Annotated in this window: 16 protein-coding genes; 7 read left to right on the forward strand and 9 right to left on the reverse strand. The window is 44.3% G+C overall.

Annotated features, from left to right (window positions below; genetic code table 11):
* Positions 1-11: 11 nt before the first annotated feature.
* The 5 genes from BUA78_RS02005 to polA form a co-directional block, all read right to left on the reverse strand.
* Positions 12-617 (reverse strand): lytic transglycosylase domain-containing protein, encoded by a 606-nt coding sequence (locus BUA78_RS02005; protein ID WP_420795488.1) that lies wholly within the window; start codon positions 615-617, stop codon positions 12-14.
* A gap of 176 nt (positions 618-793) precedes the next feature.
* Positions 794-1,396, reverse strand: a complete 603-nt coding sequence (coaE, locus tag BUA78_RS02010) for a dephospho-CoA kinase (protein WP_072910616.1) — start codon at positions 1,394-1,396, stop codon at positions 794-796.
* Between the two features lie 26 nt (positions 1,397-1,422).
* Positions 1,423-2,055: a sporulation membrane protein YtaF gene (gene ytaF / locus BUA78_RS02015; RefSeq protein ID WP_072910617.1), complete on the reverse strand. Its 633-nt coding sequence runs from the start codon at positions 2,053-2,055 to the stop codon at positions 1,423-1,425.
* A gap of 68 nt (positions 2,056-2,123) precedes the next feature.
* Complete coding sequence (mutM, locus tag BUA78_RS02020) at positions 2,124-2,957, reverse strand: bifunctional DNA-formamidopyrimidine glycosylase/DNA-(apurinic or apyrimidinic site) lyase (RefSeq protein WP_072910618.1); 834 nt, start codon at positions 2,955-2,957, stop codon at positions 2,124-2,126.
* Between the two features lie 45 nt (positions 2,958-3,002).
* Positions 3,003-5,648, reverse strand: a complete 2,646-nt coding sequence (polA, locus tag BUA78_RS02025) for a DNA polymerase I (protein ID WP_072910619.1) — start codon at positions 5,646-5,648, stop codon at positions 3,003-3,005.
* A gap of 159 nt (positions 5,649-5,807) precedes the next feature.
* On the opposite strand from polA, the gene BUA78_RS02030 reads away from it, so the two are divergent.
* Complete coding sequence (locus tag BUA78_RS02030) at positions 5,808-7,217, forward strand: S41 family peptidase (protein ID WP_072910620.1); 1,410 nt, start codon at positions 5,808-5,810, stop codon at positions 7,215-7,217.
* A gap of 144 nt (positions 7,218-7,361) precedes the next feature.
* Positions 7,362-7,919, forward strand: coding sequence for a DedA family protein (locus BUA78_RS02035; RefSeq protein ID WP_072910686.1), 558 nt, complete (start codon positions 7,362-7,364; stop codon positions 7,917-7,919).
* A gap of 19 nt (positions 7,920-7,938) precedes the next feature.
* Here BUA78_RS02035 and BUA78_RS02040 read toward each other — a convergent pair whose 3' ends face one another.
* From BUA78_RS02040 to BUA78_RS02050, 3 genes are all read right to left on the reverse strand, one after another.
* On the reverse strand, positions 7,939-8,634 hold the full coding sequence (locus BUA78_RS02040) for a TVP38/TMEM64 family protein (RefSeq protein ID WP_072910621.1): 696 nt from the start codon (positions 8,632-8,634) through the stop codon (positions 7,939-7,941).
* Between the two features lie 273 nt (positions 8,635-8,907).
* Entirely contained in the window at positions 8,908-9,255 is a 348-nt protein-coding gene (locus BUA78_RS02045; RefSeq protein ID WP_072910622.1) for a cupin domain-containing protein, read from the reverse strand.
* An 11-nt stretch (positions 9,256-9,266) separates the two neighbouring features.
* Positions 9,267-9,494 carry a DUF1858 domain-containing protein gene (locus BUA78_RS02050; RefSeq protein ID WP_072910687.1) on the reverse strand — a complete coding sequence of 76 codons (228 nt, stop codon included), beginning with the start codon at positions 9,492-9,494 and terminating at the stop codon, positions 9,267-9,269.
* 205 nt (positions 9,495-9,699) lie between these two features.
* Here BUA78_RS02050 and BUA78_RS02055 point away from each other — a divergent pair, with 205 nt between their 5' ends.
* The 4 genes from BUA78_RS02055 to ccsB are packed head-to-tail and all read left to right on the forward strand — an operon-like array spanning position 9,700 to position 13,277.
* Positions 9,700-10,128, forward strand: a complete 429-nt coding sequence (locus tag BUA78_RS02055) for a NapC/NirT family cytochrome c (RefSeq protein WP_072910623.1) — start codon at positions 9,700-9,702, stop codon at positions 10,126-10,128.
* A gap of 20 nt (positions 10,129-10,148) precedes the next feature.
* The gene (locus BUA78_RS02060) at positions 10,149-11,402 is read left to right on the forward strand and encodes an ammonia-forming cytochrome c nitrite reductase subunit c552 (RefSeq protein ID WP_084082270.1); all 1,254 of its coding nucleotides are present in this window, start codon (positions 10,149-10,151) and stop codon (positions 11,400-11,402) included.
* Between the two features lie 27 nt (positions 11,403-11,429).
* On the forward strand, positions 11,430-12,473 hold the full coding sequence (locus tag BUA78_RS02065; RefSeq protein WP_072910624.1) for a cytochrome c biogenesis ResB family protein: 1,044 nt from the start codon (positions 11,430-11,432) through the stop codon (positions 12,471-12,473).
* Positions 12,474-13,277 (forward strand): c-type cytochrome biogenesis protein CcsB, encoded by an 804-nt coding sequence (gene ccsB, locus BUA78_RS02070; RefSeq protein ID WP_072910625.1) that lies wholly within the window; start codon positions 12,474-12,476, stop codon positions 13,275-13,277.
* A gap of 49 nt (positions 13,278-13,326) precedes the next feature.
* On the opposite strand, the gene pdaB is transcribed toward ccsB, so the two are convergent.
* Positions 13,327-14,073, reverse strand: coding sequence for a polysaccharide deacetylase family sporulation protein PdaB (gene pdaB / locus BUA78_RS02075; RefSeq protein ID WP_072910626.1), 747 nt, complete (start codon positions 14,071-14,073; stop codon positions 13,327-13,329).
* A gap of 171 nt (positions 14,074-14,244) precedes the next feature.
* Between pdaB and BUA78_RS02080 the strand changes: the two genes are divergently transcribed.
* Positions 14,245-15,414 carry a D-alanyl-D-alanine carboxypeptidase family protein gene (locus BUA78_RS02080; protein WP_072910627.1) on the forward strand — a complete coding sequence of 390 codons (1,170 nt, stop codon included), beginning with the start codon at positions 14,245-14,247 and terminating at the stop codon, positions 15,412-15,414.
* Positions 15,415-15,479: the final 65 nt, after the last annotated feature.

Here is a 15,479-nt window from a genome sequence, read left to right on the forward strand (position 1 = left end):
CATAACGACAATCAATCAATATCATACCGTCTCGCCTGACCTTCTCCGTACAGATAATAATAGACCTTGTAATTCCACAGTACCCGACGGATATACTGCCGGGTTTCCACAAAGGGGATTTGATCGATGGTTTTACGTTGACCGGTCCAATGCTGTTGATCCAACCATTTCTTTACGTTACCACGGCCTGCGTTGTAGGCGGCAGTGGCCAGTACCACATCGCCTTCAAACAGTTCCAAGAGGTCTGCTAAATACCAGGTGCCCAGTTGGATATTGGTTTCTGGATTATACAATGCTTCGGTATTTAGCGGTCCGTTGCCTGTTTGCTCGGCAACCCAACTGGCCGTTTCCGGCATAAGTTGCATCAACCCTCTGGCTCCCTTGGGAGAGGTAGCGTTGGCTTGGAAGTTGCTCTCCGTTTTAATGATTGCCGCTACCAGCAGGGGGTCCAGGTTTTTTACTTCGGAATAATGGTAGATTACCTCCTGATGATGCAGAGGATACACCATTTCGGCTATTGCTCTGTGATTTAGCCACAATATCAGTAGCAGGAGAACCAGCAGGAGCTTTCTTTTTAAACGGGGTTTCTTTTTTCTTCGTAAAAACAAAACAATCACTCCTGCAATAGGTGTCATCTTATTCTATGCCAAAAATTGGTTTTTATCACTTTCAGAAAGTATAAATCTCTATTGAAGAAAGTACAAGAAAAACTAAGTCTTACTCGTACCCTGTAGGGCATAACCTAAAGGTCATAACATTATAGGTCACAGGCAGGCAAGCGAGCCAAGTTTTTCTAAGAAGAGGTAATTTGTTGCCAATATTTTGCCACCTGAAGGCGGGTATTTTCAGGTGTGTAGCTGTTATCAATAATGATATCACTATACTTTTTCTTTTCCTGCAGCGGAATCTGGCTGGCTATACGCTGCTGAGCCTGGGACAGAGTAAGCTTGTCCCGTTCCATTAAGCGCTTTAATTGCACCTCTTCATCCACGGTAACCAACCACACTTGATCCACCTTTTGCTGCCAGCCTACCTCAATAAGCAGAGGTATTTCCAAAACTAGAAGGCCACTACCACTGGGGTTACGTTCTTTAAACGCAGTCACTTGTTCATCAAGGGCTGCCTCAATGTGAGGATGGATAATGGCGTCCAATCGCTTCCTGGCAGCAGCATCTGCGAAGATCATGGCTCCCAATTTTTGCCGGTCTAGGGTACCGTCTGGATGTAAAATACCCGATCCAAAGGAAGCTACAATTTCCTTGAGGGCCGGGGTATCGGGATATACCACTTGGCGGGCCACTTGATCTGCATCGATGACCGTGGCCCCCAGTTCTTGTAAATATTTTGCCACAGAACTCTTACCGCTGGCAATAACACCTGTCAAACCAATAATCATCTCATCATGCTCCTTTGAGGAGGTGGTCACTTGATTTTAAAAATGCCCATGGCTATAAGAATGCAGCCTGGCAACATGGCTAATTGCCGGCCGAGGGTACTGCAGGCACAGGTTTTACCCAGCCAGAGTCCGATAATGGTAAGAACAATGTGACCGATGCCCACCACCGCTGCTGTTAAAAGTGGACTAAAGCCGAACATAGAAACTGCAAAGCCAGCTCCGAAGGCATCCATCGCCAGAGCGGCTCCCAATAACAGAGCTTCCCGGGAGGAAATTACACCGGAAGAGTCCAGGTCGGCTTTGGAGGGTTCACGCAGAACTTGAATTACCAGACCCAGAGACTTAATCCGTATTTGCATGACCGTTGCTTTTACTTCTTCCTGATCTCCCTTGGTATCTCTAATGGATTGAACGAGAATCCAGAGTCCTACCAGCAGTAGGATGATGCCACCCAGCCGATGGGCAAAAAGAGGTGAGATTAGTTGGCTGACCATTTGGCCCGCCAGCATGGAGAAGAGTACTGTTAGGACCGACATACCGCTGATTATCAGCAGTGAAGTGAACGGGATACGAATTTTTCTAATCCCGTAAGCCACCCCTGTGCCCAGTGCATCCATATTCAGGGCTAGGGCAAAGGCAAAAAGCGTAAGCAGTTCCATGTCTTTCCCCCCAATTGCGTCTTCTTACATGATAGAGTATGAGGGGGGCAAAGCAGGGGTGATTTACACTATTTGGTTTTTTGACAGGAACTACAGTAATAAGAGCTGCGACCGGCCACTTTGATACGGGATATAGGTTTGCCGCAGTGAGAACAGGGAAGATTTTCCCGGTTATAAACTTTAAGGTGATTTTGGAAACTACCGGAACGTCCCTCACCGTCTACATAATCTCGAAAGGAGGTACCCCGATGTTCAATACCTTCGCTAATTACCTCCACAATAGCCTTGTGCAGACCGGCGGCTTCCCGGGAAGTAAGATCTGGTGCCAAGCGTTCCGGATGGACTTTGGCGCGGAACAGAGCTTCATCCGCATAGATATTCCCCAGGCCTGCGATAAAACTTTGGTCCAGTAACAGGGGTTTTATGCGGGTACGACGCCTACGTATTTCCCGCTTAAAAAATTCCCTGGTAAATTCCGGTTCCAAGGGCTCCGGGCCAAGGTCTTTAATACCGGACAACTCCATTATTTTCGGGGTGGCAATCAATTGTAAACGGCCGAAGCGCCGCACATCAGCAAAACGCAAATGTTTCCCATTATCCAGCAGAAAAATCACATGGGTATGTTTTTCTAAAGGAAATTCGGCCTCACAATAAATAAGGCGTCCTGTCATGCGGAGGTGTGCCACCAAGGTAAGATTATCACTGAGGTGGAGTAAGATGTATTTACCGCGACGCCCCAATTTTTTTAGAAAGGCTTTGCCGATCAGAAGCTCTATGAATTCCTCAGATTTGGGGCTACGGATAACTTCAGGTTTTAATAAATTAACACCGGTGACCGTGAGACCAGCCAAGTGCGCTTCTAAAGAGCGAACCACCGTTTCTACCTCTGGCAATTCAGGCATACTAACACCTCCAGGAAAAGACCAGCATTTGTTGTGTGCTTCGGGTTAAATAGGCTTTGCTTCGTACCAATTTAATCCGAGTTTAATATCAACATCCAATGGTACATCCAGCACAAGGGCATTTTCCATACATTCTCGAACCAGTTTAATTAATGTTTCAACTTCAGTTTCTGGGGTATCAAAGATGAGTTCGTCGTGTACTTGCAGAATCATTTGGGCCTGCATCTGTTGTTCTTTTAATTCCTTATTAATCTTGACCATAGCCAATTTAATGATATCAGCGGCACTTCCCTGGATGGGAGTATTCATAGCGGCTCTCTCACCAAAGTTTCGAATATTAAAGTTTTTGCTAAACAGTTCGGGCAGATAACGGCGACGGTTCAGCAGGGTGTTCACGTAACCCTGTGTTTTGGCCTCTTGAATAACGCGGTCGATATACCTGCGTACTCCTGGGCAACGGGCAAAGTAGTTATCAATATAACTCTTGGCCTCCTGACGGCTAACCTTTAAATCTCGGGCCAGTCCAAAATCACTGATGCCATAAACAATACCAAAGTTTACCGCCTTCGCCCGACTGCGCATTTCTGAAGTTACTAGATCAAGGGGCACACCAAACACCTCAGAAGCGGTTCTTGTATGAATATCCTGGCCTAGACGGAAGGCTTCCAGAAAGCTGTTATCTTGGGACATATGGGCCAAAATGCGTAATTCAATTTGCGAATAATCAGCCGTTAAGAGTAGATTACCCCTTTGACGAGGGATAAACACCTTACGAATGCGCCGTCCGGATTCTAAACGGATGGGAATGTTTTGCAGATTCGGCTCTGCACTGGATAATCTGCCGGTAGCTGTCACGGTTTGATGGAAGGTAGAATGCAGCCGGCCGGTTTTTGCATCCACCAGAGCGGCCAGACCATCGGCATAGGTGGATTTTAATTTTGCCAATTGGCGGTACTCTAAGATGAGAGCAACAATTTCATGCTCCTCTGCCAACTTTTCTAACACTTCAGCGTCGGTGGAATAACCAGTCTTCGTCTTTTTAAATACCGGAAGCTTCAGTTTTTCGAATAAAATCTGTCCCAGTTGTTTCGGAGAGTTAATATTAAAATTTTCGCCAGCCAGTTCATGTATTCTGGCAGACAGGGTTTCAATGGCTTGGTACAGTTCTGCTGACATATCCTTTAACCCTTGTTTGTCCACCGCTACCCCGGCCAGTTCCATCTCTGCCAGCACTTGCACTAAGGGAAGTTCCATTTCTTGATACAGGCGGTCTTCGTCCCGCTCTGCAAGCTTATCGTAGAGTACTTTTCCCAGGCGTAGGATGGATTCTGCTTGAGCGGCCAGAGCTGTTTCCCCTTCCGCTGGCAGGATAATATTCAGATGCTCCAGAGCGACATCGTTTACGTCATAGTTGGCGGCGGTGGGATTTAGCAAATAGGCGGCCACCATGGTATCAAAGTATAGATTTTTCAATACGATATCCTGCTGCTGCAAGAGCCAGATGGCATCCTTAGCATCGTGGAAAATCTTCTTAATTTCTGAGTTTTCACAGAGGGCACGTAGGACGGTAAGATTACTATCGAGATCATCTGCCACCCGCAGCAGGTAAATATCCTGGTCAGGTACTGCTAAATAAAAGGCGGCAATCCCTTGGCCCCGAACCCCTGTGAGCAGCAAAGCCACTTTACCGCTATGGCTAGCCTGTACTAAAATTTCGTCCCGCTCTTCCTGGGTAGTGACGGTTTGGTATCCTACCTGATAGGTTTCCAATTCGGGTAAGTTACTTACCAACTTGTTTGAAGATGTTTTTTCTTTTTTGGACGCAGGACTATTGGTAAGTTGTTTAATCAGACTCTTAAATTCCAGTTCCTTAAAAAGCTCTAAAAGTTTATGCTGATCGGGACCTCGCCAGGAGCACTCTGATAAATCCAATTCCATGGGCACATCACGAATGATGGTAGCTAACTTTTTAGAAAGAAGAGCGATATCTTCTTTACCCCGCAGTAGTTTTTGCAACCTGGGTGATAAATGATCCAGTTGCGCCAGAATTTCTTCCACATGGCCATAATCCTTAAGTAAGGTAGTAGCTGTTTTTTCCCCAATGCCGGGAACACCGGGGATGTTGTCCGAGGGGTCTCCCTGTAAGCCTTTGAGATCAATAATTTGGGATGGGGTTACACCGTATTTGTCCCACACTTTACCTTCATCAAATATCTCCAGTTCAGTAATACCTTTACGGGTTAGCAGAACTTTCGTTTTGGGAGATACCAACTGAAGGGCATCCCGATCGCCTGTCAGGATGAGCACATTTAATCCGGTGGCTTCGGCCTGGCTGGCAATGGTACCAATTAAGTCATCGGCCTCAAAACCCTCTAATTCGAAATAGGGAATCCGCATAGCCCGAAGTACATCCCGAGCTAGGATAAACTGAGGTCGTAATTCATCGGGCGTGGCTTTGCGAGTGCCCTTGTAATCGGCGTAGTCTTGGTGACGAAAGGTAATTTTACCTTTATCAAAGGCCACTGCCACCAGACCGGGCTCTTGTTCATTCAATATTTTCAACAGCATATTGGTAAAACCGTAAACTGCATTGGTAATAACCCCCTGACTATTCGTCAACAGGGGAATGGCATGAAAGGCTCTGTGAATGAGACTGTTGCCATCAATGACAATAAGGGTATCTAGGGACAAAATAAGCACCTTCCTTATCTAGCATCCTTAGTATTTTCAGCAGTGCAAGGCAAAATACCTGCAGGATTTGTTAATTTTAATCGAAGGGTTTCAACAGGAAGGAACTGGAGAAATGACCTCGAATTTATCTAAGCATAGATAATAATATGAGGTGATCAATTGTTTAAAAGACTAGTCGTACTTATCTCCTTTGTTACTTTACTCTGGTCGCCAGCGGCTTGGGCTGAAGAAGATAAAGCCATGACCAACGCTGCTACTATCGGTGAAGTTTTTGGGTATATCACTAATTATCACTTGAAACAGCCCGATATTGACCAGTTAACCAATGCTGGTATTAAAGGAATGCTGGATCAATTAGGGGATTCCTATACGGTGTACTTTTCACCAGGAGAACTGGATGAGTTTAGTGAAGAACTAAACGGGGATTTTGAGGGAATTGGTGCGGAATTGGAGATTAAGGAAGAAGTTCCCCGTGTGACGAGGGTTCTTAATGGTTCACCGGCTGAGCAGGCGGGCCTACAGAGTGGTGATATTATTGTAGCGGTTGATAACAAAACGCTTACCGGGCAATCGCTAACGCAGGTGGTAGAACAGCTACGCGGTAAAAAAGGAACCAACGTTACGATTACAGTGAGAAGGGTTGGGCAGCCTGACTTCTCTTTGGAAATAACAAGAAATACGGTGAATATGCCTACGGTCAACGAGAAAATTCTGGAAGGACAAATTGGCTATATTGCCGTGGAAAGTTTTGGCATGGAAACCGGTGAGCAATTCGGAAATGCCCTCATTCAATTAAAAGAGTCCGGTGCCAAAGCTTTCATTATTGATCTCAGGAATAATGGCGGTGGCTATATAGATGCCGCCTTGGAAATGGCTGGTTATCTACTAGGGAAAGATAAAATAATTTTGCTCACCGAGGACCGGGAAAAATACCAAGAAGCTTACACCACCGAGCTAGACTCTTTAATAAATCCCTTACCGATGGTGGTATTGGTGAATGAGCATAGTGCCAGTGCTTCAGAGATTTTAGCGGGTGCACTGCAGGATTATGGAACGGCTACTTTGGTAGGCACCAAAACCTACGGTAAGGGAACGGTGCAAGACATTCTTCCCTTGGGCAATGGTGGTGCCTTAAAGATGACCACAGCCTTTTACTTAACTCCCAAGGGGCAACGCATTGACGGCCAAGGGTTACAGCCAGATCGCGCTATTGCCACACCGGAGCTGCAACTACTAGCAGCTAAACAAATTCTCCTGTCTGGAGCACCGGAAATAACTTATACTGCCGAGAAAACCATCCAGACCCAGGGAGATACCGTTAACCTACCGATAGGGTACCTTAAAGAAAAGGGCCAGCAGCTGGTGCCGCTGCGCTTCACCCTGGAATCTTTGGGGTACGAAGTAAAGTGGGATGATAAAATCAACCACATTATGGTAAAGGCTAGCAACAAAACCTGGCAGCTACCTAATAACAGCTTAAAGCACCCCTTGCGTCAAATTAATGGCTACTTCTATATTGCGGCCGAAGATTTACGCCTGCTGGGGGTAGATATAAGAATTCAGGAATAAGCCACCGGCTCTTTAGGCTTTGACCGATGGTAAGTCATATTCCCCCCTCCTCCTTGAATATGCTAGAACAGTACCGGAAGGGAGGAGAATTACCTGGACTTTCTAGAACCTTTTTTGCAACAAGTTACCGTTATTATTGCTGCCATGGGTTATTGGGGTGTAGGAATTGGTATGGCTATAGAAAGTGCCAATGTTCCCTTGCCCAGTGAAGTGATACTGCCCTTTGGGGGGTATCTGGTTTATGCCGGGCGATTAGATTTTTGGGGTACAGTGATGGCGGGCACGGTGGGGGGGACCCTTGGCTCTATTGGCTCCTACTATCTGGGGAGTAAAGGTGGCAGACCATTCTTACATAAATATGGCCGTTATATCGGAATTAGTGAGAGAAAGCTAGTACTAGCTGATTACTGGTTTGCACGGTATGGTGAAGCAACGGTGTTTTTTACCAGGCTATTGCCTATTGTTCGTACGTTTATTTCATTACCGGCGGGTATTGCCCGTATGAATTTTAAAAAGTTTGTTATATACACCTTTTTAGGTTCCTTACCCTGGAGCATTTTGTTGGTTTATGTTGGTTACGCCCTAGGACAAAATTGGCAGGCCATTAAGCCCTGGTTTCATCGGCTGGATCTCTTGGTGGCTGCTCTTTTAGGAATGCTGCTGCTGTATTATTTTTGGGGAAAAATAAAGGGTAAAAGATAGCAATAGGAAAACCCTCAGGTTAGTAGCCTGGGGGTTTGTTATGGGCTATTTTTTTTTTAAACCGACGCGAAAACAACGGCCAGGCTAGGACTGTTACTAGAATGATGAGGAGAGTAATTTTCGTGGCCATTCCTTCGGCTTGGCTAAAGCTATGACCCAGGGCGGTGTAAATAACAATTTCCGGCAGTTTTCCAATGGCGGTAGCGATAAAGAAACCCTTAAAGGTCATCTTACTCAAACCTGCCACATAACTAATAATACTGGAGGGAATCACCGGAATGAGTCTTGCCATAAAGACCATCCAGGGACCATCTTGGTGACTCATTTGATCGACTTTTGTCATATAGGTTTGCTTTAGGCAACGACTTATGAGTCCCCGACCAAAGCCCCTGGCCAGGTAGAAGGCGATGGAGGCTCCCAAAACCGAGCCGGTCATGGTGATGAGAATCCCATACCATAAACCAAAAATAAATCCGTTGGTAGCCGCTAACAAAAATAAAGGCAATGGGGTAAAAAGTGTTTGTAAGACCATTAAAAATAGGCAAACCAGTACAGTCATAGCACCAAAAGAACGCAAATACTCCGCCAACTGCTCAGGACCGGTAAAAGACACAGCCCGCCAGATGGGGTGATGGTAAAGATCCAGGCTAAAGAACAGGATCAATGCCACAACTATCAAGATAAGGGTAAAAATTAAACCATGTCTTTTCACCATATAAATCTCCCAATCTAAGGATTGTGGCACAGAAATACTATACCAAAACACCGGAGCTTTGAAAAGAAAAAGGTTATCAAGATAGTATATATTATTAAGATCACCTGTTATATGTTAGAAAGTATTGGAAAAAATTTCATTACGCCTTAGAAGGCACTCCACTGTGGTTCCGTAAAGCTTAGTGAACAAGCGCTGAATGTTCTCACCTTGGTTTGGATTTTGCTTACGCAATGATGTGACCCCCCAGGAATCCAGGGGGGTCATGAGTCATATCTATTCCAAACTAAAGATGACAATTAAAAGCATCTTAAATCTTTCTTTAGCCACTAGGCCGTGGGGAATTCCGTTAGGCATAACGATGGCTTCACCTTTTTTGGCGAGAAATTTCTCCTGCCCAATGGTGATCTCCGCCTCACCGTCTAAAATATACACCATTGCGTCGCCGGGGGAGGAGTGAGCACTGATTTCTTCCCCCTGATCAAAGGCAAACAGTGTCACACTAACCGGTTTTCCCTGGGATAAAGTGCGGCTGACCACCCGACCTTCTTGGTAATCCACCAGAGCAGCAAGTTCCACCACCTTGGCAAAATCAATGTTTTTAATATAATGTTGTCCTGACATAGAATCCCTCCTTATTCTACTACCTCAAAGCCATGATCACGAAAGATCTGCTTAATGGTGTTTAGATCGATTTTCTTCATACTGGCACCCTTAGGAATGGTCATTACCCGGCCAGCGGTGTTTAACATAGCGGGATTGGTGATATCTTTAAAACCAATCTCTTGCATAATGTTGGCCACCTCCGGGTTTTCCTTGACCAGCTCATAGATGGTTTTGCGGAAATCTACACTTTGGTTCATGTAATCACCCTTGGATTTTTTTATTACCATACCCCAAATCTTTGAAACTATAAAAAGCTTTTAAATAAGTATAGGCGAAATAAGATTTTTTCAAAATAACAAACTAAATTATTTTTTAAATATTCAATAAAAGTAAAAATTTTCCTGGAAAATAGCAACCATTTATCTTATTATCGTAGAAAGGGAGGTGAGAGGAGCGGGGGGAATGAAGAAAAAACTTTTGTGGCTGGTTGGTTTTGCTTTTGTCAGTTTTGCCTTAATGCTATTAACCAAAGTACCGGCCCTTGGTTTAGACAAGGCTGAATTTTGCGGGCAGTGCCACGCGATGGATGAGCAGGTGGATACATACTTGCACTCGGCCCATCGATTGGGCGCAACCTGTGGGGATTGTCATATTCCCCATGGTCTGGTGTACGGTGCCACCTATAAGGCTTATACGGGTACCCGTGATGTTGTAGCTGTTCTAACAGATACAACTCCCCAAGAAATTCGTGTAACTAAACTGGGGCAAGACATCTTGCAGGAAAACTGTCTAAGGTGTCATGGGGAATTTTTGGCACAAGTGGGGGATACCAGGAAAAATGACGGAAAGTATTGCTTTGATTGTCACCGGAGTACCCCGCACCAGAAATAATGAAAGGGGTGGTTACTTAATTGATTCCTAAGGAATATCGTAATCTGGCATTCTTTTCATTAATTATAGTGCTCATCCTAGGGGCAGCAGGAGGTTATTTTTTTAATGCCCACAATAAAGACCTTGAAGAAAAACCCCTGGGTGAAATTGCAGCTAATGAAGCTGACCCTGCTGTATGGGGTATTTATTATCCCAAGCACTATGACAGCTACCTGGAAAATTTTAAAAACACTGCACAACCCTCTCACTTTGAAACGAAACCCTATATGAAACAAATCTATGCAGGACTAGGTTTTGCAGAAGAGTTTAACGAACCGCGAGGCCATGTTTATACACTGGAGGATATCCGAAAGGTCCATCCCACACGTTATAAGACCGGGGCCGCCTGTAATACTTGTAAATCATCTCAAATCCCGGAGATGATCAATAAATATGGTGAGGACTACTATCTGAAATCCTTCGAGGAAGTAAATTCTCAATTAAAACACCCCATCGCTTGCCTCGATTGTCACGATCCTAAAACAATGGATTTGAGAATCAGCAGACCGGCTCTTATTCAAGCCTTTGAGCGGCAAGGTAAGGATATTACCAAGGCGACTAGGCAGGAAATGAGGAGCTTGGTATGCGCCCAGTGCCACGTTACCTATTACTTCCAACCAAATACAAAGAAATTAACCTTCCCTTGGGATAAGGGGGTTAAAGCTGACCAAATTTTGGCATATTTTGATGAAAAGAAATTTAGCGAATGGAATCATCCAGATGCAGGCACTGGACTGGCGAAAACCAGACATGCTGAATATGAAACATTTATGGACAGCACCCACCAGTCTGCAGGCTTAGCCTGTGCAGATTGTCATATGCCCTATGTGAAGCAGGGAAATGTTAAGGTTAGCTCCCATAATTGGCAAAGCCCCTTGAACAATATCGAACAAAGCTGCACCGTTTGCCACCGGGAGGGTGTTGACTGGCTCAAGACCCGCGTGAAAGATATTCAGGCTAAAACCAAGGAAGTACAGGACATTGCCGGTGAAGCTGTGGTGCAAGCCATTAATGAGTTAAAGGTGGCAAAGGACACTCCTGGTGTGAATCAAGAGTTACTCCAGCAGGCTCAAGAAATGCATCGTAAGGGTCAGTGGTATCTAGATTATGTCATGGTTACCAACGGCTACGGTTTCCATAATCCTACCGAGTCGATTAACAACCTGAGTAAAGCCATCGACTATGCTCATAAATCTGTTCAACTGGCCAGAGAAGCTGTGAAAAAGACTAGCTAACGAGAAGATAACACGGAGTGAATTGATTTGAATGATAAGCAGTTTCATGTAGGACCCGAGGGGAAAGGGATTTTACGATCCCTTTCCTCTATGAAAACGGGTCTTGTTCTTTTGCTGTTACTTGGTGCAGTGTCATCCTTGGGCAGCTTAATCCCCCAGGGTGAGCAGGTAAGTTTCTACCGGGCACACTACGGGGAACTATTGGGAAGTTTTTTACTTTTATTATCCTTTGATAAGCTGTATAGTTCCTGGTGGTTCATCCTGCTTGGCGTAATTTTTGCGTGTAACATCTTACTTTGTTCTATGCAACGAGTAAAAAATGTTAAGAATTTACGAAGTGCAGGATCGGTCTTGCTGCACTTTAGTATTTTGGTTGTATTTGCAGGCTCTTTATTATCTGGTATGGCAGGTAAAAGCGCCTACATAGAAATTGATGTAGCGGACACAGCTGATCTCTCCACTATCGGTTTTCCTGGTTATCACCTGACAGTAAAGGATTTTAAAATTGACTATTATGATACCTGGGAACCCAAACAATATACCAGTTCAGTATTATTGCTGGATGCTAAGGGTAACAGAATTGTTGATGAAATCAGTGTTAATCATCCACTAAAAACAGAAGGTTTAACTATTTATCAAAATAGCTATGGTTGGATGACCAAGGGACGGATTATTGGTGAAAAAGGAGATCAGCCCTTTGAACTGATTAACGGTGAGGAATTAAAACTGGCCAATGGTTTAATCCTGAAGATTCTTTTTGTACCAGACTTTGATCCGCTCAGTGGCAACCTACAATCGAAAACTCCGTTGCCCAACAATCCCCACTTAGCCTGTGCCCTGATTAAGGGAGAACAATTATTGGATGTTCAGATAATCTCTCAGGGGGACACACAAAAGATAGAAGACGTAACAATTGCCTTTGATGGTTATCGCTATTATACCGGTCTGGAAGTGAAAAAGGACCCCGGTGTCAAGGTGGTCTACGGGGGATTTTTTCTAATGCTTTTAGGCTTGGCCTGCCGATACCTAACTCCCCCGCCGGGGACAAAAGTAAGTGAGGTGGTGCAATAATTGGAAGCACACTTTAATCTGGCAGCTTATACCTTACTGTATCTTACGGTAATTACGAGTTTGATTTTTTTATGGAAAAGTAATCTACTGCTCAAAAAGCTTTCCTTCTGGTTTGCTGCTCTTGCCTTTGTCAGCCTTACCCTGGCTCTTATTCAGAGAAGTATTGCCAGTGGTAGGCTACCCTTTGCCACCATGTATGAATTCACGTTCCTTTTTGCCTGGGGGATACTATTTTTCATCCTGTTATTAAAGATAAAATTTTCTTCTGAGGTATTAACCGCCATTGGAGCCTTAATGGCTATTATCATCATATCCTATGGCAGCACACTGCCCTCGGACATCCGGCCTTTAATGCCCGCATTACAAAGCATCTGGCTTGAGTTTCATGTGGTGACAGCTATCATAGCCTATGGAGCCTTTGGTTTATCCTGTTGCTTAGGCATACTGTACCTAATCAAGGAAAAAGCCGATAGCAAGGGATTGGGACAATCCCTGCCTCCTGTAACAAAGCTGGATAGCGTCATGCACTGGTCTGTAGCCATCGGCTTTCCCTTTATGACGTTGGTACTCATAACTGGCGCTGTCTGGGCTGAGGAGGTTTGGGGTAGGTGGTGGAGTTGGGATCCTAAAGAAACCTGGGCTCTCATTACCTGGCTCATTTATGCTGGTTACCTGCATTCCAGGAAGACCTATGGTTGGCAGGGCAGAAAGGCCGCCATTATGGCCATTGTTGGTTTCATTGTTGTTTTATTTACCTTATTTGGTGTATCCTTGTTGCTCCCTGGGGCTCATAGCTATGTCTAGTAGACTAAAGAAAACAGCCGTTGACAGATTACGTCAACGGCTGTTTTCTTTAGTCTATCGTTCCGGGACCCATTTTTAACAGTTCTGAAACGGTAACAAGTTGGTAGCCTTGCTGTTTTAATCCCTCTAACACCTTTGGCAGGGCATCCGGTGTCTGCAGGCAGGTGTCGCTGGCATGCATCAGAATGATATCTCCGGGCTCGATCTTTTTTAAAACGCGGTCAATAATAGTTTGCACGCCGGGGTTTTTCCAATCTAAGGAATCGGTACTCCATTGAATTACCTTGTAGTTTAATTCCTCAGCCGTGGTTAGTACCATGTCGTTCCAATCACCGTTGGGGGTACGAATTAAAAGAGGTTCCACCCCGGTAACTTCTTTAATTTTTCCGTGGGCTGTCAGGATATTTTTCTTGACTGTTTCCTTTGGATATTCACTAAGATTGACGTGCTCTTCACCGTGGCTGGCAATTTCATGGCCCTCGGCGACGATTCGTTTAGGAAACTCCGGGTGTTTCACAGCCCAGGGGCCGGAAACGAAAAAGGTACTTTTAATGTTATGCTCCTTTAGAGTATCTAACACCGGACCGGGGACTTTGGTACCCCAACTGATATCGAAGGTTAAGGCTGCCACTTTTTTATCCGTCTTAACTTTATAAATGGCGTATTTTTTAGCCGTTGTGGTTACTGCCTGCTGTTGATAAATAAGGGCAGAGAAGATTAAAGCACAGAGCACTATGGTGGATACCAAAATAAGTTGTTTTTTAAATTTTCGATAATCAAAAATATAAACTTTCAATCTATACACCTCCGTCTTATAAGTATTTTGCGTTGCTCAAATATATGAGTAATTTTTGGTAACAATTAGCCAATTTATTAAATATTTTCCAAAGACCTAAAAAATTCTAATTGTTTCCTGTTATTCAATAGGGTACTTAGTGAAAAAATACTTGCGGAAGGAGGCAACATAATGAAATCGGCCTTAAGAATAGTTTTTGTTTTATTTAGCCTGATTCTTCTACTACCCACAGAGGGTAGAGCCGCTCCGGCAGCTGATGGTAAGCCACCGAAGGTTACAGCCTCGGCTGCTTGTTTAATGGATGTGTCCAGTGGACAAATTTACTATCAAAAAGAGGGAGATAAAAGAAGAGAACCGGCTAGTTTAACAAAGATCATGACAGGAATTTTAGCCATTGAAAAGGGTAATTTAAAGGATATTGTCACTGTGAAAAAAAGAGCTGCTGCTGTTTCGATGGGCCAGGACATTGGACTTAACACCGGAGATCGTTTATATTTGGAAGATTTATTAAAGGCGGCACTTATGTATTCTGCTAATGATTCCACGGTAGCCATTGGGGAACATATTGCTGGTAATCACGACGACTTTGTTAAAATGATGAATAATAAGGCTCGGGAATTGGGTATGAAGAATACCCAGTTTGCCAATACGAATGGTTTTCATCACCCTAATCACTATACTACCGCCAATGATCTAGCTATTCTCACGTCTTATGCCTTAAAAAATAAGACCTTTGCTCGATTTGTAGCCACCAAAGAGGCTACCATAACCTGGCAACCTAGGGTCCAGACGAAAATCGAAACCGCCCAGGATACACAGAAAGAACCCCTTAAGCAACGACTCTTGCAAAATACCAACCGGCTTCTAGATTCGGATTTCGAAGGTATTAATGGGGTAAAGACCGGAACCACTGCTCGGGCAGGTAATTGCTTAATTGCTTCTGCAACCCAGGGAAGTAGGCAGTTAGTAGCAGTCATCCTGAACAGTGATAACCGTTGGAGCGATGCCACAAATTTGCTTGAATATGGATTTAATGAAGTGAAACCTGTGGTATTGGCGGAAAAGGATGAAGTAATAGCAGAATTAAAGGTGGCGGAAGGTGTAGAGCAAAAGGTAACCTTAGTTGCAGCTAAAAAGCTAGAGATATATCTACCCGTGATTCAAGTGGAAAAAATCCAGCGTAAAATCAATTTATATCCAACACCCAACGCACCAGTGAAACAAGGTCATAAACTGGGAACCGTCACCTACTTAGTGGAAGGAAAGGAAATTGCTACGGTAGATTTGGTGGCAAATCAGGATATTAAAAGAATTTCGTGGTTTAAGAGGCTATTTAATTAAAAATCTATAGATTCCAATGACAAAAGCAGTACCTAAAGGCGGGTAAAGCTTTTGTCATTTTTTAG

Source organism: Desulforamulus aeronauticus DSM 10349 (assembly GCF_900142375.1).
GTDB lineage: Bacteria > Bacillota > Desulfotomaculia > Desulfotomaculales > Desulfotomaculaceae > Desulfotomaculum > Desulfotomaculum aeronauticum.